19 protein-coding genes are annotated in these 21,986 nt (G+C 45.5%); 4 read left to right on the top strand and 15 right to left on the bottom strand.

Annotated elements, in window-relative coordinates:
- Positions 1–492 precede the first annotated feature (492 nt).
- The gene (locus tag R8N46_RS22530; protein WP_042523632.1) at positions 493–867 is read left to right on the top strand and encodes a hypothetical protein; all 375 of its coding nucleotides are present in this window, start codon (positions 493–495) and stop codon (positions 865–867) included.
- A gap of 57 nt (positions 868–924) precedes the next feature.
- On the opposite strand, the gene trpS is transcribed toward R8N46_RS22530, so the two are convergent.
- The 5 genes from trpS to nsrR all read right to left on the bottom strand — a co-directional run bounded on the left by trpS (position 925) and on the right by nsrR (position 6,726).
- Complete coding sequence (gene trpS, locus R8N46_RS22535) at positions 925–1,941, bottom strand: tryptophan--tRNA ligase (protein ID WP_042523630.1); 1,017 nt, start codon at positions 1,939–1,941, stop codon at positions 925–927.
- Between the two features lie 116 nt (positions 1,942–2,057).
- Positions 2,058–2,744 (bottom strand): phosphoglycolate phosphatase, encoded by a 687-nt coding sequence (locus R8N46_RS22540; protein WP_005382834.1) that lies wholly within the window; start codon positions 2,742–2,744, stop codon positions 2,058–2,060.
- Positions 2,745–2,866: 122 nt separating this feature from the next.
- Complete coding sequence (gene rlmB, locus R8N46_RS22545; protein ID WP_017633733.1) at positions 2,867–3,610, bottom strand: 23S rRNA (guanosine(2251)-2'-O)-methyltransferase RlmB; 744 nt, start codon at positions 3,608–3,610, stop codon at positions 2,867–2,869.
- A 67-nt stretch (positions 3,611–3,677) separates the two neighbouring features.
- Positions 3,678–6,185 (bottom strand): ribonuclease R, encoded by a 2,508-nt coding sequence (gene rnr / locus R8N46_RS22550; protein ID WP_017821742.1) that lies wholly within the window; start codon positions 6,183–6,185, stop codon positions 3,678–3,680.
- 115 nt (positions 6,186–6,300) lie between these two features.
- On the bottom strand, positions 6,301–6,726 hold the full coding sequence (gene nsrR / locus R8N46_RS22555) for a nitric oxide-sensing transcriptional repressor NsrR (RefSeq protein ID WP_005381392.1): 426 nt from the start codon (positions 6,724–6,726) through the stop codon (positions 6,301–6,303).
- Between the two features lie 157 nt (positions 6,727–6,883).
- On the opposite strand from nsrR, the gene hmpA reads away from it, so the two are divergent.
- Positions 6,884–8,068, top strand: coding sequence for an NO-inducible flavohemoprotein (gene hmpA / locus R8N46_RS22560; protein WP_213972530.1), 1,185 nt, complete (start codon positions 6,884–6,886; stop codon positions 8,066–8,068).
- An 80-nt stretch (positions 8,069–8,148) separates the two neighbouring features.
- Here hmpA and motX read toward each other — a convergent pair whose 3' ends face one another.
- Together motX and R8N46_RS22570 are read right to left on the bottom strand one after the other, a co-directional pair.
- A complete protein-coding gene (gene motX / locus R8N46_RS22565; protein WP_005381388.1) occupies positions 8,149–8,784 on the bottom strand; it encodes a flagellar protein MotX in 636 nt (211 codons plus the stop codon).
- Positions 8,785–9,000: 216 nt separating this feature from the next.
- Positions 9,001–10,317 carry an adenylosuccinate synthase gene (locus R8N46_RS22570; protein WP_005381385.1) on the bottom strand — a complete coding sequence of 439 codons (1,317 nt, stop codon included), beginning with the start codon at positions 10,315–10,317 and terminating at the stop codon, positions 9,001–9,003.
- Between the two features lie 172 nt (positions 10,318–10,489).
- Here R8N46_RS22570 and R8N46_RS22575 point away from each other — a divergent pair, with 172 nt between their 5' ends.
- Positions 10,490–10,675, top strand: a complete 186-nt coding sequence (locus R8N46_RS22575) for a DUF2065 domain-containing protein (protein ID WP_005381383.1) — start codon at positions 10,490–10,492, stop codon at positions 10,673–10,675.
- A gap of 63 nt (positions 10,676–10,738) precedes the next feature.
- On the opposite strand, the gene hflC is transcribed toward R8N46_RS22575, so the two are convergent.
- From hflC to tsaE, 8 genes are all read right to left on the bottom strand, one after another.
- Complete coding sequence (hflC, locus tag R8N46_RS22580) at positions 10,739–11,719, bottom strand: protease modulator HflC (RefSeq protein WP_005381382.1); 981 nt, start codon at positions 11,717–11,719, stop codon at positions 10,739–10,741.
- Positions 11,720–11,721: 2 nt separating this feature from the next.
- Positions 11,722–12,927 (bottom strand): FtsH protease activity modulator HflK, encoded by a 1,206-nt coding sequence (gene hflK / locus R8N46_RS22585; RefSeq protein WP_017633728.1) that lies wholly within the window; start codon positions 12,925–12,927, stop codon positions 11,722–11,724.
- A gap of 45 nt (positions 12,928–12,972) precedes the next feature.
- The gene (gene hflX / locus R8N46_RS22590; RefSeq protein ID WP_005381380.1) at positions 12,973–14,262 is read right to left on the bottom strand and encodes a ribosome rescue GTPase HflX; all 1,290 of its coding nucleotides are present in this window, start codon (positions 14,260–14,262) and stop codon (positions 12,973–12,975) included.
- 38 nt (positions 14,263–14,300) lie between these two features.
- Positions 14,301–14,564 carry an RNA chaperone Hfq gene (gene hfq, locus R8N46_RS22595; RefSeq protein WP_005381379.1) on the bottom strand — a complete coding sequence of 88 codons (264 nt, stop codon included), beginning with the start codon at positions 14,562–14,564 and terminating at the stop codon, positions 14,301–14,303.
- 194 nt (positions 14,565–14,758) lie between these two features.
- On the bottom strand, positions 14,759–15,691 hold the full coding sequence (miaA, locus tag R8N46_RS22600; protein WP_005381378.1) for a tRNA (adenosine(37)-N6)-dimethylallyltransferase MiaA: 933 nt from the start codon (positions 15,689–15,691) through the stop codon (positions 14,759–14,761).
- Positions 15,688–17,700 (bottom strand): DNA mismatch repair endonuclease MutL, encoded by a 2,013-nt coding sequence (gene mutL, locus R8N46_RS22605; RefSeq protein WP_213972529.1) that lies wholly within the window; start codon positions 17,698–17,700, stop codon positions 15,688–15,690. The genes miaA and mutL overlap by 4 nt, the downstream gene beginning before the upstream one ends.
- A gap of 18 nt (positions 17,701–17,718) precedes the next feature.
- A complete protein-coding gene (locus R8N46_RS22610) occupies positions 17,719–19,428 on the bottom strand; it encodes an N-acetylmuramoyl-L-alanine amidase (protein ID WP_005381374.1) in 1,710 nt (569 codons plus the stop codon).
- Positions 19,422–19,886, bottom strand: coding sequence for a tRNA (adenosine(37)-N6)-threonylcarbamoyltransferase complex ATPase subunit type 1 TsaE (gene tsaE / locus R8N46_RS22615; protein WP_005381372.1), 465 nt, complete (start codon positions 19,884–19,886; stop codon positions 19,422–19,424). Before tsaE ends, R8N46_RS22610 begins: the two co-directional genes overlap by 7 nt.
- A 276-nt stretch (positions 19,887–20,162) precedes the next feature.
- Here tsaE and queG point away from each other — a divergent pair, with 276 nt between their 5' ends.
- Positions 20,163–21,290: a tRNA epoxyqueuosine(34) reductase QueG gene (gene queG / locus R8N46_RS22620; protein WP_005381370.1), complete on the top strand. Its 1,128-nt coding sequence runs from the start codon at positions 20,163–20,165 to the stop codon at positions 21,288–21,290.
- The last annotated feature ends 696 nt before the right edge of the window (positions 21,291–21,986 follow it).

The raw sequence follows: 21,986 nt of genomic DNA on the forward strand, positions 1-21,986 counted from the left end.
CATTTGCGTCTACTATCAGGTTTATTTATGAAATAAATAAGAATGAGTAATTAAAGCCGTGAAATGAATCACATGTGAATATAAGAAAATATGCCAGAGCATCCCATTCAAACATTTTTTGTAATAAATACAGAGCGCTATTGATAAACAAGTCAGAATTTAGATTGATTACTCAGTTTATTTTTTCACTTCATGTTAAGGAGTAGAAAATACATCACTTGTTGAGTAGCTTATTAACCCAACCGTTCCTGTTACAAATAAAAAATATAATTAGTCACTAATTTAGAATGCTTTAATTTTCACTTGTATCACTGTTCAAGCCCAAGAATCTATTACTCGCTTCGCTCTCTCTTTTACAGGCCCCTCATACTTCAAAGTTTTCATGATTTATTCAATAACTTTTCATTACTCACTAGCCAAAAACATACACAAAAGATATAACACCTGCGCGAGACAATAAGATCTCATTAGCTGTAAACCCAGGAACGACAAATGAAAAAAATTCAACGCAGTGTGCTAGCTCTCTCCCTACTTAGCTTAATAGCGGGGTGTCAGTTGACCGCCAGTGAGCCACTTCAACCTACCGCGAATCAAGACATCATCGAATCAGCCAAAAATGAACTGGATGGTATTGAAGAGCTAGAAGTCAGTGACGAGGGTGTTATTACCTTTACTCAGCGTCTAAGAACGCCAGGAACCTACTGGATTCCAGCGAGAATTAAAGAACTGAGCTACGATATATCATGCGTACAGCTTAGTTACTTCATTGATAGAGGCATGGTTGTGAAGTCTGCCTTTCTAGGGGCTCGAGGACGTGTTGAATATTACGACATGGAACGCTGTATGAAAGACACGCCATTTCAATAATACAGGCATAAAAAAGCTCCACCAAAGTGGAGCTTTTTCGTATTTGTTCTTAGCCGACTATGGGCGAGCTACAAAACCTACTGCTTCGTATGCTTTCTTAAGCGTTTCAGCCGCACGTGCCGATGCTTTCTCAGCGCCTTGCTTCATCACTTCGTTCATGTAAGCGCGGTCAGCACGGATACGGTGGTATTCAGCTTGAATAGGCTCAAGCATAGTAACTAGAGCTTCACCAACATCTTTCTTAAATGGGCCATACATTTCTACGCCTTGGTATTTCGCTTCAATCTCTTCAAAGCTCATACCTGTTGCCGCAGAGTACAGACCCATTAGGTTAGAGATACCTGCCTTGTTGTCCCAATCGTGAGCGATACGAGGTGGCGTTTCTGTGTCAGTTTGCGCTTTGTTGATCTTCTTAAGGATCGACTTAGGCTCTTCCAGCAGCGTGATAACGTTCTTACGGTTGTCATCAGATTTAGACATCTTCTTCGTTGCGTCTTGAAGGCTCATTACACGCGCATTTACTGTCGGAATGTAAGGCTCTGGAACTTGGAAGATTGGCTGCTCTGGCGAGTAAATATTGTTGAAACGCGTTGCGATATCGCGCGCTAATTCTAGATGTTGCTTCTGGTCACTGCCTACAGGTACTTGGTGTGCACCGTAAAGCAAAATGTCAGCCGCCATCAACACCGGGTAGTCAAATAGACCGACGTTTACGTCATTCGCGTAACGTGCCGATTTGTCTTTAAACTGAGTCATACGGCTCAGCTCACCCATTTGAGTGTAGCAGTTAAGAAGCCAACCTAATTGAGCATGCTCTGGTACATGTGACTGAACAAATAGCGTGCTCTTCTTCGGGTCAACACCAACTGCCAGACAAATTGCCAGTGCGTCTAGAGTTGCTTCATGCAGCGCTTTAGGGTCCTGACGAACCGTAATCGCGTGAAGGTCTACCACACAATATTGGCAATCATAATCGTCTTGCATCTGCTGCCATTGACGTAGAGCACCCAAGTAGTTACCGATACTTAGTTCACCTGAAGGTTGAACACCACTCAATACAATGGGTTTGCTCATTAGAATGATTCCTTTGACTTCTTAATCTAATTAAATGAAAAAAACCGTGCAGTAATAGGTGCACGGTTTACTCAGTGTACTCATTAACGAGTATTTTGGAAGCTCTTTTGTAGCCGTTATGCAGAAACCGCTACAACGTCCAATAATTCTGCCAAACTGTCAGCGACGAAATCTGGATTTGATGCTGAAATAGGTTCACCGTGGTTGTAACCATATGTCAGACCAAATGAGGCACAGCCTGCATTCTTTGCTGCGAGAATGTCGTTTTTCGAGTCGCCAACCATCAGCATTTCACTTGGTTGGATTTGGTGCTTTTCCATTAGCCAGTTCAATGCTACTGGGTTTGGTTTTTTCTCTGGGAATGCATCACCGCCAAGGACATCAACGAAGTATTTTGCGATGTCGTGCTTTTCCAAAACGTCAGGCACAAACTTTGAAGGTTTGTTGGTCACCAGCGCCATAACAAAGCCCGCTTTGTGCAGCTCTGCTAGTGTCTCTTTTACCGTTGGGTAAAGATGACTTAGCTTGTGACCGCTTTGCTCGTAGTAATCATCAAACAATACACGCGCTTTAGCACGAAGCTCTTCACTCAGCTCTGGGTTGATGGTCAGGCTTTGGCTTAATGAGCGACCAATAAGCACGTCTGCGCCGTTACCCACGTAATCACGAACTTGTTCTTCTGAAACCGATGGAAAGCCAAGCGCCTGTACTGCTTGGTCTGCCGCGACAGCTAGATCTGGCACGCTATCAAGCAAAGTGCCATCTAGATCGAAGGCGATGAATTTAATGTCTTGTTGAGTCATAACTTCCCTGAGGATTTTTATTTATAAATCGGTGAAAACGACAAAGGATGGCACCCCATCCTTTGTTTTTATCATTATGTCTGACTTTGCAGTAACTGTTTGTTTATTAACTTGTTTAGCAATTACTTTGCAGCAATACGCTGACGAACTGCCTCAAACAAACAGATGCCGGATGCCACAGATACGTTCAAGCTTGAAACGCTACCAGCCATTGGGATCTTAATCAAATCGTCGCAGGTTTCACGAGTCAGACGACGCATACCGTCACCTTCTGCCCCCATTACGATAGCAAGGGGTCCAGTCAGTTTTGCTTGGTAGATGTCGTGCGTTGCTTCGCCCGCCGTACCAACAAACCAGATACCTTGCTCTTGCAGTGTACGCATAGTACGAGCCAAGTTAGTCACTCGGATCAATGGCACGACTTCAGCTGCACCACAAGCCACTTTGCTTACGGTTGCGTTCATCGGTGCAGAACGATCTTTCGGTACGATGATCGCCGCAGCACCTGCCGCATCTGCGTTACGTAAACACGCACCAAGATTGTGTGGATCGGTCACGCCGTCTAACACTAATAGCAGTGGTGATTCGTGCTGCGCCAGGATGTCATCTATATCGTTCTCATTCAGCTGCTTCGCTGGTTTCACACGAGCGATGATGCCTTGGTGATTTGCACCGCGCGCTTTGTCATCCAAGGTTTTACGTGTCATCTGCTGAATAGAAACGCCACAAACCTGAAGATCATTTAGGATTGGCATTAGGCGATCATCTTGACGACCTTTTAAAACGTACGCCTCGATAAAACGCTCTGGTTCGCGCTCCAATACCGCCTTCACTGCGTGAATGCCGTAGATAAATTCGTTACTCATTGTTTAACCTGTTGTTCTGGTCGTATTGCCTGCGCCAACCGAGTTTGAACTAAGTTGGCGCTTCAACCTACTGCGCTTCTTTTTTAGTGCGCTTGGTTTTCTTCGGCTTACTGTGCGGCTTCTTTTTACGTGCTTTTTTCACTTTAGGCTTCTCGTTGCCTTCGGCGTCACCACGTTTTGGGCCATTACGCTTACTCGTTGCACCCGTTTCTTCTGGGCGTTTAGTTGGCTCTATCGCAGGAACTGCACGAGCCGCGCCACCTTCTTTCGATGAAGAGCGAGTCGCAGCGCGTTTTTTATCTTTCGCTTTGCGTTTTGCTTCCGCTGCGCGTTTCTTCGCAGTCTTACCTTCGCCGCGTAGCTTACGACTTGTTTCGACCAATTCAAAGTCAATTTGCTTATCATCGAGGTTAACAGCCAGTACTTTTACTTTTACTGCATCACCTAAGCGGTAGATGTTACCGAAACTTTCACCAATAAGTCGTTGACCAATCGGGTCAAATTGATAGTAGTCGTTCGCAAGGGTAGAAATATGTACCAAACCATCGATGTGCAAATCCGTTAAACGTACAAAGAAGCCAAAGCTAGTGACATTAGCAATAACACCGTCTAGTTCGTCACCGACGTGGTCTTGCATATATTCACACTTCAGCCAATCCGCAACATCACGTGTTGCATCATCAGCACGGCGCTCTGTCATCGAACATTGTTCGCCGTAAAAATCCATGTCGTCAAACGAGTAATGATAGCCACCTGTTGGTGTCCAGCGATCTTGATTACGACCTTCTTCTTTAGCAATCAGATACTTGATTGCACGGTGAAGTAACAAGTCAGGGTAACGACGAATTGGCGACGTAAAGTGCGCATAGCGTTTCAATGCCAACCCAAAGTGCCCCGCGTTATCTGCGTTGTATACCGCTTGCTTCATTGAGCGTAGCAGCATGGTCTGAATCAACTCTTGATCTTGACGCCCGGAGATTTGACGTGCGAGATCAGCATAGTCCGTTGGTGAAGGCTCTAAACCACCTTTTAGCTCAAGACCAAGTTCACTTAAGAAGTCACGGAAACCTTGCAGGCGTAATTCACCTGGAGATTCGTGGATACGATAAAGCGCGGGCTCTTTCGCTTTTTCTACCAGCGATGCCGAAGCAATGTTGGCTAAAATCATACATTCTTCGATGATCTTATGCGCGTCATTACGAATTACTGGCTCAATACTTTCGATTTTACGTTCCGCATTGAAAATAAATTTGGTTTCAACGGTTTCAAATTCGATTGCACCGCGTTGATCTCGTGCTTCTTTCAGCACTTTGTACATCTTGTGCAACTCTTCTAGATGAGAAACAAGCGGCTGGTAGCGCTCACGTAGTTCTTCATCCCCTTCTAGAATCGCGCTCACTTTGCTATATGTGAGACGAGCGTGCGAGTTCATCACCGCCTCGTAATGCTTGTAACCAGACAGCTTACCTGTATCGGAAATGGTCATTTCGCACACCATACACAAGCGATCTACTTGCGGGTTAAGCGAACATAGGCCGTTCGATAGTACTTCTGGCAACATCGGCACAACTTGCGACGGGAAATATACTGAGTTACCACGATTGATCGCTTCTTTGTCCAACGCAGAGTCAGGACGAACGTAGTAACTGACGTCAGCAATCGCTACCCATAAACGCCAACCACCTTCTTTGTTCTTTTCACAGTAAACGGCATCATCAAAGTCTCGTGCGTCTTCGCCGTCAATGGTCACTAGTGGCAAATCACGTAGATCCACACGACCAACTTTGGCTTCTTCTGGTACTTCTTCGCCCAAGTTTTCGATTTGTTTATCGACGGCTTCTGGCCACTCGTGAGGAATTTGGTGTGTACGAATCGCAATTTGTGTTTCCATACCTGGTGCCATATTTTCACCAAGGACTTCAACCACTTTACCCATCATGCCGCGTGAGCGTGAGCCACGATCAGTAATTTCAATTACGACTACGTTACCCATGCGTGCACCCGCTTTGTGCTCATTTGGGATCAGGATATCTTGGCTGATACGCGAGTCATCTGGGACAACGTAGGAGTATCCATATTCAAGGAAGAAACGACCGACGATTTGATCATTACGCTCCTCTAGCACACGCACCAAACGTCCTTCACGGCGGCCGCGCTTGCTGTTGTCTGTCGGTTGCACTAAGACAAAATCACCGTGGATGATGTTCTTCATCTGATGGTGCGGTAACAGAATATCATCATCCTTGCCGACGCTGCCTTCTGGACGTACCCAACCATGGCCATCACGATGACCAATCACGTAACCTTTCACCATTTCAAGTTTTTCAGGCAATGCATAGCACTGACGGCGGGTAAACACCAGTTGGCCATCTCGCTCCATCGCACGTAGCCGACGACGCAACCCTTCGTATTGCTCTTCGCCCTCAAGCTTTAGTGCCTCAAACAAGTCGTTACGATTCATTGGAACGCCCGCTTGCTCTAGAAACTCGATGATAAACTCTCGGCTTGGAATTGGATTTTCGTAATTTTTGGATTCACGATCTGCAAAAGGATCGTTTGGAATATTGTCTGACATAGGCACGCCTATCTAGCAAGGAAGGTATATGGCTAGTATATCTGAGTCTCTCGATAAGCTACAGAATTGCTTTGAAAAAAGAATGATCGAGATCGACTCTAGGCATGCAAATGAGTTAAGGACGAGCAAGCAAGATCAAAAGTTCAGAATTGTCACTGAGCAAGGATTCAATCGTGCAGTCATCCAACTCCGCCAGGAAGGCACTTTTTGCTTTCGCCAATTTATCTTTGAGGCGGCAAGCAGGGGTAATATGGCAAAAATCCACACCACAGTTGACTAAATCTAACGGCTCTAAATCGCGCACAACACCACCGACTGTGATTTCAGACGCTGGCTTCATCAGCCGGATACCACCGTTTTTTCCGCGCACGGTATGGACATAACCCAACTGCCCTAACCGATTGATAACTTTAACCATATGGTTGCGTGACACACCAAATAAATCCGTCACTTCGGTAATGCTGGTTAACTCATCTTCCGGCAACGAAGCCAAGAAAATTAAGGTTCTCAACGCATAATCAGTGAAACTAGTTAACTGCATATTCTCTCCCAAAGTGCGACTCAATAACCCGCTGGTGATGCTAAAACCCCAAACTTGAGCTATCGATAAAAGTGTAAATCTTTTCTTGATCGAAAGATACATTTGAGATACAACTTTAAACATGCATTATAAATACAACTTAAAGTAGGAAGCCCTTATGCTCAGCAATCAAACTATCGAGATCGTCAAAGCGACCGCACCACTCATCGCCGAAACAGGACCAAAACTGACCGCGCACTTTTACGAGCGTATGTTTACTCATAACCCTGAGTTGAAAGATATTTTTAACATGAGTAACCAGCGTAACGGCGATCAGCGTGAAGCATTATTCAACGCTATCTGTGCCTATGCTGCCAATATTGAAAATTTGCCAGCTCTGCTTGGCGCAGTAGAGAAAATTGCGCATAAGCACACGAGCTTTTTGATCACAGAAGATCAGTACCAAATCGTTGGTAAGCATTTACTTGCGACAATCGATGAGCTTTTTAATCCAGGTCAAGAAGTGTTGGATGCTTGGGCTGAGGCTTACGGCGTACTTGCGAATGTATTTATTCAGCGCGAAGAACAAATTTACCAACAAAATGAAGCTTTGGAAGGCGGCTGGCGCGGTCTACGCGAATTTGAATTAGTCGATAAAAAGATTGAGAGCGAACACATTTGCAGCTTTGTATTCAAGCCAACCGATGGTCAAAAAGTGGCGCCGTATAAACCGGGACAATACCTTGGCATCTACATCAACAGTGACCAGTTAGAAAACCAAGAAATTCGCCAATATAGTCTGTCTTCTGCGGTCCAAGAGAACACTTACCGTATCTCGGTAAAACGTGAAGAAGGCGGAAAAGTGTCGAACTACCTGCACGATAGCCTGAACATTGGCGAAAAAGTGCAGCTTGCGGCCCCTGCCGGTGACTTCTTTATGGATGCCGAACCACAAACACCCGTTGTTCTAATATCTGCTGGTGTGGGACTTACTCCAACGCTGTCAATGCTAGAAAGTCTCTCAGCACATCAAGCACCTGTAACCTGGGTTCATGCAACCGAAAATGGCCAACAGCATGCTTTCAAGCAACACGTAAACCAACTCGTTGCAGAAAAAGAAAATATGAACGCGCTCGTTTGGTATAACCAACCAACGGCAGAAGACAAACTAGGTGAAGACTTCCACTTCACGGGCTTTGTCAATCTGTATGAAATTGAAGCAGCATTAAAGCAAGATAACGTGCAGGTGTACTTCTGTGGCCCTGTAGGATTTATGCAGCACGTAGCGAAACAGCTATTAGAACTTGGCGTACCACAAGAGCAATTCCATTACGAATGCTTCGGTCCACACAAAGTGGTTTAAGCGCTATCAGCTATCGGGAAAACAACAAAGCCCACGTGACGTGGGCTTTGTTGTATGAAGTTGTTTGCAATATTGAAGCGTTACCAAAAGGTGTCTCGCCGTTTAGCTCGAGCAATAACGTTTTGTGGCATGCGCTGTTCAAGGCCGTTTCTCAATACAGTTATGCGCTTATGCTGCCGCTTATCTGCTGTGACAGAGTTATATAACCAACGATACGCATCTTCGTAATCGAGTGGACTGCCATAATCACGTAAAAGCAACTCGGCCAGATGAATACGCGCGTTTAGGTTTCCCATTGACGCAGCTTCTCGCAAATATGGAATTGCACGTTCTTTATCTTGCTGTACTAAAGTGCCACGCGAATAGTATCGGCCAATCTGCTCTAGTGCAGCTGGTAACCCCTGATGCGCTGCATTTTCGATGTAGTAAAGACCCAGTTCGACATCTTGCTCGACACACACCCCCCAAGCCAACATATCTCCGTACAGAAATTCATAAGCGGGTAAGTTAATTCGAGTCGCACGAGCTACGATATCCTCCACCAGCTGGCAGTTATCAGCGCGCACACGTTGTAAGTGCTTATTTTGCTCAATAAGCTTTATCAGCTCTGCTTCGGTATAGATCGGAACTGGTGCCCCCACATCAGCAACATTGGCTTTCACTGTGGTAGCAACCAAGGTCAACAACAGTGAAGCAGCCACTGTTCGTAACTTCATAAACGTACCCTTAAGGTATCTAAGAAACCAAAGATCGGTGAAGGATCTCCTCTGCTTGATAACCTTATCGGCAAAAAACAGCTAAGCTTTAGACAATTTTTGCCTCTGATTTAGGCTCAGCGGCAAAAGCTTGCCATATGAGAGTCACGCTGTTTTTGTTCAGATACAAAAAAGCCGACCAGAAGGTCGGCTTTTGCAATCTTTAACGGCTATCAATTAAGCTTCGAATGGGTGAACTTTGATGATAGTTTCATTACGGTCAGGACCTGTAGAGATGATGTCTACTGGAACGCCAGTTAGCTCTTCAATACGCTTGATGTAGTCAAGAGCGGCTTGTGGTAGAGCATCTAGTGACTTAGCACCAAATGTGTTCTCAGACCAACCAGGCATTGTTTCGTAGATTGGCGTTGCTTTTTCGAATGCTTCAGCAGCCATCGGAGAAACTTCTAGCACAGAGCCATCTTCCATCTTGTAACCAGTACAGATTTTTAGCTCTTCTAGACCATCTAGTACGTCTAGTTTAGTTAGACAGAAACCAGATACAGAGTTGATTTGGATTGCACGACGCATAGCAACAGCATCGAACCAACCTGTACGACGTAGACGACCAGTTGTCGCACCGAACTCGTGGCCAACTTCACCTAAGTGCTTACCAATTGGATCTTGCTTATCTAAACCGTCGTATAGTTCAGTCGGGAATGGACCAGCACCAACGCGAGTACAGTACGCTTTTGCGATACCCAAGATGTAACCGATGTGACGAGGACCAAAACCAGAACCTGCAGCAACACCACCAGCAGTCGTGTTAGAAGACGTTACGTACGGGTAAGTACCGTGGTCGATATCAAGTAGTGTACCTTGTGCACCTTCGAACATGATCTTGTCGCCGCGCTTACGTGCTGCGTCTAGTTCGTCAGTTACGTCGATAACCATTGACGTTAGTAGTTCAGCGTAGCCTTTAGCTTGCTCAAGTACTTCTTCGTAGCTTACTGGTTCCGCTTTGTAGAAGTTAACTAGTTGGAAGTTATGGAACTCCATGACTTCTTTTAGCTTCTCTGCGAAAGTCGCCATATCGAATAGGTCGCCAACGCGTAGACCGCGACGAGCAACTTTATCTTCGTATGCTGGACCGATACCACGACCAGTAGTACCGATAGCTTTTTTACCGCGAGCGATTTCGCGAGCTTGGTCCATTGCAACGTGGTAAGGAAGAATTAGCGGACATGCTTCAGAAATGAAAAGACGCTCGCGTACTGGAATACCGCGCTCTTCAAGAGGCTTCATTTCTTTAAGTAGAGCTTCAGGTGATAGTACAACACCGTTACCGATAACACATTTTACGTTATCGCGAAGGATACCTGATGGAATTAAGTGAAGAACGGTTTTTTCACCGTCAATTACGAGAGTGTGACCTGCGTTGTGACCGCCTTGGTAGCGTACCACGTATTTTGCATCTTCAGTTAAAAGGTCTACGATTTTACCTTTACCTTCGTCACCCCATTGGGTGCCTAGAACGACTACGTTATTTCCCATCTTTCCAAGTCTGATTGCTAGTTAAAAATGGATTCTAGCACCGAATCACGCTTCTTGCAGTCATTTTTTGTTCACAGAGTTGCTACCAGAATGTCATCTTGCCGCTTTGTTCATTTTGAAATCAGCATATCACTGATAGTATTTAGCTTTCTCTATTCGACTGGAAAGCGCTATGTCTGAATCCATATGGTTGGCGATTGGGCTCGTCTTGATCGTGGAAGGCATTGGGCCACTGATTGCTCCTAACGGTTGGCGGAATATGGTGGCTCAATTAAGTGAACAACCCAACAATCAGCTACGACGCATCGGTGGCTGCCTAGTAGTTGCTGGAGCCGTAATCGCCATCATGATGAGCTAGCACTTAGCATCAGATACAAAAAAGGCTCCCTAAGGAGCCTTTTATTTCAATGAGACGCGGAGATTATTTCTCCATGCTGCCCTTCGACTGGTTCATGTATTGGAAGAACTCACTCTTCGGATCAAGCACCAGAATATCGCTCTTAGAGCTGAAGGACTTCTCATACGCACGTAGCGAGCGTAGGAAGCTAAAGAACTCAGGGTCTTTGTTGTACGCTTCAGCATAAATCTTCGCAGCCTCAGCATCCGCTTCACCTCGTGTCACACGCGCAGTTTTATCAGCTTCAGCTAGAATAGTTGCTACTTCTAGTTCTGCTTGAGCACGAATAACTTCCGCCTTTTCACGACCTTGAGAACGGTGCTTACGAGCAACGGACTCACGCTCCGCACGCATACGACGGTAGATAGACTCACTGATTTCATCAGGCAGGTTGATTTTCTTCATTCGGAAATCAACGACACGAACACCCAAGTCTTTCATTGCGCTTTCACGCGTGTCTTTCAATACTTCAGACATGATTAGGTCGCGTTCACCATCAATCTCAAGCGCCTCACGAGCCGCTTCAGTTGCGACAACATCGGCACTTGCGTCTTCTGGTAGCACATCATCGTTACGTGGACCAGATACGATCTGTTTGATTTCACGAGCACCGATTTCAGAACGAAGCACGTCCGTCACTTTACGCTCAAGTAGTGCCTCTGCCGTTAGCGAGTTACCACCGCCAGTCGCGAGGTAGTAGCGACCAAAATCTTCAATACGCCACTTCACGTAGGTATCAATGATAACGTCTTTTTTCTCAGACGTTACGAAACGGTCTGCACGGCCATCCATTGTTTGGATACGTGCATCAAGTTGTTTCACACGGTCAAACAAAGGCATCTTGAAATGCAGACCAGGCTCGTAAATTCGAGTGATGTCGTTGTTGTCTTTCAAGACACGACCAAATCGAACCACGATACCGCGCTCACCTTCAGGAATCACAAACAAAGACATCAACATTAATGCCAGTGCGATTACCAGTACAGGGATCATTAACTTACGCATTCTTAGTATCTCCCTTGACGTGAACCTGTTGAACGAGACTGCGTGTTCGAAGTGTCTTCTTGTGTACGATCAGACTCAAGTTGAATTTGATCATAGGTTGAAGATGACTTCGATTTACGTTTGGTATCTGCTTTGCCCTCTTGTCCCGCCAACTTATCGATTGGAAGGTAAAGAAGATTGCCGCTTGATTCCGAGTCAATCAACACTTTCGAAGTGCTTGAGTACACCTCTTCCATTGCGTCGATGTACAGACGATCACGCGTTACACCAGGCGCTGCTTGGTATTCTGGTAGTAGTTTTTCGAACTGTGCTACCTGACCAAGAGCCTCGTTAGTGACACGCTCATTGTAACCTTGTGCTTCTTTCTTCAAACGCTCTGCACGACCCGTTGCCTTAGGCAAGATTTCGTTCTTGTATGCTTCAGCTTCACGAATGAAACGCTCTTCATCCTCACGTGCTGCGATTGCATCATCAAACGCATCTTTCACTTGCTCTGGTGGACGAGCAGACTGGAAGTTCACATCAACAAGTACCAGACCCATATCATAGCTATCAATGATTTGGTTCAGTGTTTCTTGCGTAGTTTGACGAATTTGCTGACGACCACTGGTTAGAATGCTATCCATCAATGAGTCACCAATTACTGCACGTAGTGCAGAATCCGTTGCTTGACGCAAGCTGTCGTCTGCATTGGTTACACGGTACAAGTATTTGTATGGGTCAGTCACTCGGTACTGAACATCCATCGCAACTGTTACAACGTTTTCATCTTTGGTCAGCATTAGACCAGATGCACGTAGTGAACGAATCGCTTGTACGTTTACCGCTTCGTACTCATCAATAAAGCGAGGACGCCAGTTAAGACCTGGGTCTACGATACGATCGTATTTACCTAAACGCAGTACAACACCACGCTCTGCTTCACCGATGGTGTAAAAACCAGCGAAGAACCAAACTGCAACAGCAATCAGAGCAATCACGCCAAAGCCAATTGCACTACCACCACCGCCGCCGATTGGAGAACCACCGCCGCCTTTTTTACCAAACTTGCCGCCCAGCTTTTGACTCAGTTTGTTGAACACTTCATCTAAATCTGGCGGACCTTGATCTCGGCCACCAGGACGCTGGCCACCACGATTATTATTACCCCAAGGGTCATTATCGCGGCCATTGTTGCCGTTGTTATTTCCAGGCTCATTCCACGCCATTAGAAAGCTCCATCATTTGATATGACGTTATACTGTAGCAGTCCTTTAAGTGACTATAAAGCCAGTCAAAACTGCCCCTTCTCTTTTTTCAAGTCTAGACCAATCTACTTGCTGCATTCGAATATCGATCAACAAGTTACCATCCTGGTCATATTCCTCACGTTGAATACACTTCATTTGGAAGAAGGTACTACGGAATCGTCCTTGATACTGTGGAGGAATTCGCAACTGATGCTCGACCATTTGTGACGCCAGACGTTCCGTCAGCGCCTCAAACAGGACATCAATGCCCAACCCATCCATTGCTGAAACCCAAACTGCGCGAGGTACGCCTTCCTCGTCTCGTTCTATACGTGGTTTCTGCGAATCTAGATTGTCGATTTTGTTCATGACAACCAGAGTCGGCACTTCATGCGCGTCGATCTCTTCTAGTACTTCATGAACAGCTTGAATATTCTCACGAAAACGCTCATCACTGGCATCAACAACATGTAACAAAATGTCAGCTTCTTGCGTTTCCTGCAAGGTTGCCTTGAAGGCCGCAACCAAGTCGTGTGGCAAATGTCGAATAAAACCAACCGTGTCTGCCAAGATGGCAGGACCAACATCTGCTAACTCTATCTTACGTAAAGTCGGGTCCAAAGTAGCAAATAATTGATCAGCCGCGTACACGCCAGCTTCTGTAATACGGTTGAAGAGTGTCGACTTACCCGCGTTGGTGTAACCCACAAGTGAAACCGTTGGGATTTCAGCTCGATTTCGGGCGCGGCGCCCTTGTTCACGCTGCTTCGCTACTTTGTCTAAGCGTCGCAGGATGGCTTTGATTCTGTCACGCAATAAGCGACGGTCGGTTTCCAGCTGGGTTTCACCCGGGCCACGTAAACCGATACCACCTTTCTGCCTTTCAAGGTGCGTCCAACCACGAATCAAACGAGTAGAGATATGACGAAGTTGAGCCAGCTCTACCTGTAGCTTACCTTCGTGTGTTCGAGCTCGTTGAGCAAAGATATCGAGAATAAGACCAGTGCGGTCGAGAACTCGACATTGGCACAGTGCTTCGAGGTTACGTTCTTGGGCAGGAGAGAGGGCGTGATTAAAAATCACAATTTCGGCACCCGTTGATTGTACCGCTGTAGCAATCTCTTGGGCCTTACCCTCTCCGACATAGTATTTCGGGTGTGGGGATTGACGACTACCAGTTACCACTTGTAGCGCCTCTACCCCAGCAGAAGAAACCAGCATTTCGAACTCAGCCAGATCTTCCCATTCACCTTCTTGCGTGAAGTTGATATGAACAAGTACGGCTCGCTCACCGGATTCATAACGGTCAAACAAGCAATCAACTCCTTATTTTAAAAATACTCGATGAAGAATTAATCTTCTGATTTCTCTTGTGGACGCTCACCTTGTGGACGTTCACCGCTGTGATGGCTCACTGGACGAGCCGGCACAACTGTTGAGATCGCGTGCTTGTACACCATTTGGTTAACAGTATTCTTCAGCAGGATCACAAATTGATCGAATGATTCGATCTGACCTTGTAGTTTAATACCATTCACAAGGTAGATAGATACCGGGATACGCTCACGACGTAGCGCGTTTAGAAATGGGTCTTGTAGAGATTGCCCCTTAGCCATTTTTATTTTCCTTATTTAATTTGTAGTTGTAATTATTTAGCTAGTGGTGCAATGCAAAAGATACGGCTTTTGCATCTGAGCTAAACGAATCAAAAATGCACTCTAAGTAATTAGCAGCATAGTATAAAAACCGCCAACAACAGATCCTTTGAGAGTGCGTTCACGCAAAAACGATCACATTATACACAGCTATGTCAATCAGATGCTATTGCTTCCGACATCGTTTCTAATGCCTGTTCAATGTTCTCGCTATCCAACCAAGTTAAATCATCCCAGCTGCGTAACCAGGTGATTTGACGCTTGGCCAATTGACGAGTCGCGCATACGCCACGAAATACCGCTTCGTCACGTGTACACTCCCCATCTAAATACTCCCACATCTGTCGGTAACCGACGCATCGTATGGAAGGAAGATCGGGGTGAAGATCTTTTCGCGAATGTAACGCTTTCATTTCTTCTTCAAAGCCCGCTTCCATCATCTTCTCGAAACGGAGTTCAATCCGACGGTGAAGTTCTGCCCTATCCTTGGGAGCTATTGCAAACTGCTTGACTCGGTATGGTAGGCTTTCACCTTTCGTTTGAGTCAATTCAGTCAAAGTTTTACCTGAAATGCGAAATACTTCCAATGCCCGAGATAAACGTTGGGGATCATTGGGATGGATTCTCGCGGCTGACACAGGATCAACCTCTTTGAGTTCATCGTGCAACACTGACCAACCTTTAGTCAATGCCTCTTGTTCAATTTGCTGACGAATTTCAGGATTTGCAGCAGGAAGTGGTGATAAACCTTCAAGTAACGCCTTGTAATACAGCATTGTTCCACCCACAAGAAGTGGAATTTTTCCTTCTGCAACAATATCATCCATCGCTTTCAATGCATCTCGACGAAAGTCGGCGACAGAGTAAGATTCACTTGGATCCAAAATATCTATCAAGCGATGAGGCGCCAAACTTAACTCTTTTTCATCCGGTTTCGCCGTACCGATATCCATCCCTTTGTAGATCAAAGCAGAATCAACACTGATGATCTCAATCGGAAATTTTTGACGAAGACGAATCGCCAGCTCAGTTTTGCCTGATGCAGTTGGCCCCATTAAAAATAGCGCCAAAGGTAGTTTATCTGTCATGGTTTTAATTTGGCTATCGTGGCAGAGAAATCAACAGCGGATACGAATTTTGTATCTTCTAATGGCAATTGACCATGTCTTAGCTGTTCAAGTTCCGCAATAATTTGAATGGCTTCAGAAAAAGTATAGTGACTCTTCACTGTCGTGACCTGTAATGCGAGCCAATCTATCAACTCAGACAGCATCTGAGCCGCTGCTATACCTTCGTTCACACAAGATTGCGCGTAAGATAACAGATCTGGTACTAAATTTTGTAAGTTTTGTTGACGCAGCGGAGCTGGGACGCCCATCACCATTAAGGCGTGCTCGTTTCTCGCTTTCAATTGAATACCAAGCAATGCCAAATCTTGTTGATAATCTTGGGCCAGTCTCACTAATTCGGCCTCTAACTTAATAGATAGAGGAACAAGCAGAGGTTGTGCCTTGAGTGCACCATCGCTTGGAGAAAGCTGGCCTTTTACACGATAAAATTCTGCTCTAGGTAACGAGACTAACGCCGCCCCACTGTCACTGCTCATCAAAACAAATTGTTCATCGACCACCATCAGCGCTTTGCCTAATGCAGTAATCGATGGCATTGATGTGTGCGAAGTTATCGTTTGGGGCGCTATTGGAGTGACTGCCTGAGCCTCAAACTCTGGCGTTTTCAACAGCTCGTGATAAGCGCGTACTTCTTGTTTAGTTGGCGCTGGTTCTACGTGGCGCTCTTTACTGTGACTTGGCTTTGGTGCAGGTTTGGATTCCACCCAATCATTACGTTTGAATGACTCCACTACGCGCGCCTCTCGCACGGAGGCTTCACTAGGACCGCTATTACGAGGCTTCACTTCATAATCACTGCGTCCAGGATAAGCCGGTGTACTCTCTATCGCTTGATAAACCCGCTCTGGTACTGGTGAAGATGCTGGCTCTTGTACTTTTTCAGGCTCTGGCGAATGCTCAATCTCTTCGGACTCAGTCGGTTCCACGCGATGAAATGCCGATTCATTCACCTGTGGTTTATCAATCACGGCGCTTTGCTCAAGTGCATCCGTCAAAGCTTGATAGATGAAATCATGCACCAAACGAGCTTGGTGGAAACGCACTTCATGCTTAGCAGGGTGAACATTCACATCTACTTGGTGCGGATCTAGCTCAATAAAGAGCACATACGCAGCAAACTGATCTGGCTTTAAGCTCATTTCATAGCTTTGACGAATCGCGTGATTGATTAATTTGTCACGCATCATTCGGCCATTCACATAGCAATATTGTAAATCGCTTTGCTGCCTTGCTCCCTCTGGTGTGGTGATCCAACCATGTAGCTTTAACCCTTGATGCTCAAGCTCTATTCTGAGCATGTGTCGAACAAACGCGTTACCGCAGACAGCTGCAATACGTTTTTCGGTTTGAAGCTGATTTTTCGCCGCACGATATTGACGGATGATCTTGCCGTTATGACGCACATTGATGGTGACATCAAAGCGGCTTAACGCAATGCGTTTCAATAACTCATCAATATGAGCAAATTCGGTTTTCTCCGTACGAAGAAACTTGCGACGCGCTGGAGTATTAAAAAATAAGTCCAACACCTCAACAGTCGTGCCAATCGGGTGCGCTGCTGGCTTAAGCTTCACCTGCATATCACGCCCTTCGGAGTAGGCACTCCAGGCTTCTTCTTGTGCCGCAGGACGCGACGTGAGCGTCAAACGCGAGACTGAGCTAATACTGGCTAACGCTTCACCGCGAAAACCTAGACTCATAATGGCTTCGAGATCATCTAAGGTATGTATCTTAGATGTCGCATGACGACTGAGCGCTAAGCCAAGTTCATCTTTCGCGATACCTTTTCCGTTATCACGAACACGAATCAGCTTTGCGCCTCCTTTCTCGATATCGATATCGATTCGAGTTGCGCCAGAATCAAGACTATTTTCAACCAGCTCTTTAATCACAGAAGCAGGTCTTTCGACCACTTCCCCTGCGGCGATTTGGTTTGCAAGTCTGGCTGGCAAAATTTTAATCGTCATAATGAGTTAGAAGCTCACCTACTTGTTTGGAATGATCAGGACTTGCCCAACCGCTAGCTGATCAGAGCGTAAGTTATTCGCTTTACGAATGCTCGATACGCTAACGCCGTATTTGGACGCTATTTTGCCAAGGAACTCACCCCGAGAAACCTTGTGCTTACGAATCGGTTTATCTTTTACCGCGACCGTTATCTTCAACTTTTGCCCTACCCACAAGGTATCTGACTTCAAGTTATTCTCTCGGCGGATATCTGAAACCTTCACTTTATAGTGATTCGCAATCTTACCTAAGAACTCACCAGACTTAACCTTGTGCGTAATGGTTTCTGTCTCAACAGTAATCGGTTTACTTGGCACTTTAATCGTACCAGCAGAGGGAATGTTGAGCTTCTGACCAATTGCCAAGCCTGTCGACTTCAAGTTGTTTGCCGACATCAGCGCTTTAGAGCTAAGCCCATATTTGTTCGCGATCACCGATAATGACTCGCCACGCTTTACAATATGTACCATTGGCTTCGCTGAAGGCGAGAACACCGTACCCTCTGGTGGGTTATCTTTTAAGTACTTGACGACCGCCTTAGTGATAGCCTGAGCTAACTTATCTTGGTGCGCTCGTTGAAACAGTAAACGCTCTTCTGTTGGGTTAGAAATAAAGCCCGTTTCCACTAGCACAGACGGAATCTGTGGAGAGCGTAAAACCGCAAGGCTGGTGTTGATCGGTTTGGTGTTATGCAGGTGCGCAACACGTCCCATCTCACCTAGGATTTCTGTTGCCAGCTTATAACCTTCTTTTTGTGAATGACTAAACTGCAAGTCCAACAAAGTTTGGTTCACGTTACGATCTTTTGTCTTCGTGAAGAACGCATTACCCGAGCCGCCCAATAACTCAGACTGTTTCTCATGGTTCTCGACCCAACGAGCAATTTCGGTATTTGCACGACGAGTATTTAGTACGAAGACCGATCCACCGCGAGGCTTCGGTGAAGTAAACGCATCTGCGTGAATGGAAATCAGCAAGTGCGCATCATTTTCACGAGCAATCGCGACACGACGGTTTAAGTTTACAAAGTAATCTCCCGTACGAGTCATGCGCGTTTTAATACCAGGAGTCGCATCGAGCTGAGCAGCAATTTTTCTTGAGATACTCAATACCGCATCTTTCTCGTACTTACGACGTGAAGGGCCAATAGAGCCTGGGTCTTCCCCACCGTGACCAGGGTCGATAACAATTAACACTTCTTGAGCTCGTTGAACTGAGCTCATGTCTTTGCTGGCCGCCGCTGGCTTACTCGGTTTAGAGGTCGATGCCTTCTTACCGTGCGGTAAATCAATCACCAAGCGGTGACCATACTGCCCACCTGGTGTTGGGCTTAATTTAAATAACTCCGCTTGAACGCTCTTTTTTAGTTCAAACACCAAACGATAAGTGCCCTTCTCTGGAGGCGAGCTTTTTCGTACCAGTTTTAAAACAGGGCTATCCGTAACAGTAACAGGTAGTTTGGCCTGCATCGTCGTGCTTTTTAAATCCACGACAAGGCGATCCGGCCCTGATAAAGAGAAATAGGAATAGTCAGCTTCCGAGCCTAAATCGATGACAACACGCGTTTCATCAGGTGAAGGCCAAACTCGAAAACTCTTAACGACGTTAGCAAATGCTAAATTGGGGATGAGAAGGAGAAAAGTGGCGACAAACGTCGCCACCACTCTAAAATTTGAAAAACTCAACATAGCTCCAATCGACTGAGTAACTGCACACCATAATCATTATTAGCTGTTAGTTCGGCTACACGTTGCTCACCTTGGTAGCGAATGTTTACATCAAGATCCGGTTGTGGCAGTAAGCCATGCCCTTTTTCAGGCCATTCAACCAAGCAAATCGCATCGTCTGTGAAATAGTCTCGAATCCCCATAAACTCAAGCTCTTCAGGATCCGCAAGACGATAAAGATCGAAGTGATATACTTGCCACTGATCCAACTGGTACGGTTCGACTAGAGTATAAGTTGGACTTTTCACGTTACCTTGATGACCAAGAGCACGGACAAAACCACGACTAAAGGTTGTTTTACCTGCACCCAAATCACCATGCAGATAAATTGTGGTTTGCTGGGAACAAAGCTGAGCCAAAGCGGTGCCTAGTGCAACCGTTTCATGCTCATCTTTTAAATTGAATTGTTTCGTGCTCATTGATGCTTCTCTAACTAATGATCGTTGACTATATAAAAATCAAAAGAACAGGAATAGTAAACCGTGTTGGTTTTGAGAGACAAGCTTTCAAATGTCATATGTGCGAAAAAAGTATCCAATAAACGGTATCTTAATCATCTTAGTATCGACCTAGATTTAGAATATATGCAAATGACTTCAATAAGCAGTATTCACAACATCAAAAACGTACCTAACTGGGTAGCACCAAAGCCAGAGATCCGTTAAGATCCGACCCCCTTTATTCCGGTGGTTAACATGAACTACGAACAACTCGCACAACAAATCAAAGTTTGGGGAAAAGAACTCGGCTTCCAAAAAGTTGGGATCTGCGACGTTGATCTGAGTGAACATGAAGCAGCACTACAAAAATGGCTTGATGCAGGCTATCACGGCTCCATGGATTGGATGGCTCGTCACGGTATGATGCGTGCTAGACCCCATGAGCTACTCCCGGGAACCGTTCGCGTTATCAGCGTCCGGATGGACTATCTGCCACCAGAGGCTCAATTCGCTTCGAACCTCGCGAATAAAAGTCATGCCTATATTAGCCGCTACGCACTAGGGCGCGATTATCACAAGCTCGTCAGAAAGCAGCTAAATAAGCTCGGCAAACTTATTGAACAAGAGGTTGGTCAATATGGTTACCGACCTTTCGTTGATTCCGCACCAATATTAGAGCGACCTCTCGCCCAAAAAGCGGGCTTAGGTTGGACCGGGAAACATTCCCTGATTTTAGATCAAGACTGTGGATCGTGGTTCTTTTTAGGTGAACTACTTATCGACTTACCACTCCCCGTAGATGAGCCAAGCGTTGATCAGTGCGGCAAATGCAAAGCATGCATTACATCATGCCCAACACAAGCCATCGTTGAAGACAAAGTTGTCGATGCCCGGCGTTGTATCTCTTATCTCACCATCGAGTTCGATGGCGTGATTCCTGAAGAGTTTCGAAAGCCAATGGGTAACCGCATTTATGGTTGTGACGACTGTCAATTGGTTTGCCCATGGAACCGCTACGCCGACATAACGGAGCAAGATGATTTCCACCGTCGTGACAGTTTCAAAAACCCTGACCTCGTCGACATGTTTAACTGGGATGAAGCGACTTTTCTAAAAAATATGGAAGGCTCCGCTATCCGTCGTATTGGTCATATACAGTGGCTACGTAACATCGCTGTCGCACTTGGTAATGCAGAATATAGTCAGCGAATCATAGATGCGCTGGAAAGTCGGCAAGGTGAAAATAAATTACTTGATGAGCACATTAAATGGGCTTTGACAGAGCAACTGAATCAACTCCCCACTGAGAGTAATTCATCTATAGAGACGAAAAAGCAACGCTTAATAAGGATAGTCGAGAAGGGACTGCCGAGAGACGCATAGAGCGTAGTCTATATGCAAGAGATTGAAAGTACTTTTGCATGTTCAATTCATGACCTTGTTCTCAATTTTGTAATGTGGAAAAAAATTTGAGATTCAAGAAAAACAAGCTAGCAGAAAAAAGTTAAACACAGCTCGGAGAAATGACTAGGATCAAAAAAATACCAGTTAATGATCGTATTTTAACGTACTCGATCCGACAAAAAACTTATTTTTTCTTTATATAACAAAGAGTTAATTGGTATTTCTTTGTTGTTTCCACTTCACTTTAGAGAAAAGATCTTTCTTCCCCATCATAAAAAGTCAAGCTAAAAACACTTTATCAACCAACTTATCCACAGAACGACGTATGTGGATAACTCTGTTAATTAAAGTAGATAAAACACGCGAAGCCTCATCATACTTGTACGTCAGCCGATTCATATCGTGTTTTAAACACAAACGAAATCGTCCGACATCATATGATGCGGATAAAAGTTTAGCTTTTGGGGATTCATGCTTCGCAGCATTATGAAAAGAGCGATGTGATTGGTTGCGAGAAGCAGGCGTTGAATCAAGCGGCGCATCCGTAGACGACTTAACAATTGTATACTAAATAAGTACTCAATCTATCGTCTTGTATTTGGTTGCGGGGGCCGGATTTGAACCGACGACCTTCGGGTTATGAGCCCGACGAGCTACCAAGCTGCTCCACCCCGC

The sequence above is a fragment of the Vibrio sp. 1874 genome (assembly GCF_033344395.1).
In the GTDB taxonomy this organism is placed as follows: domain Bacteria; phylum Pseudomonadota; class Gammaproteobacteria; order Enterobacterales; family Vibrionaceae; genus Vibrio; species Vibrio alginolyticus.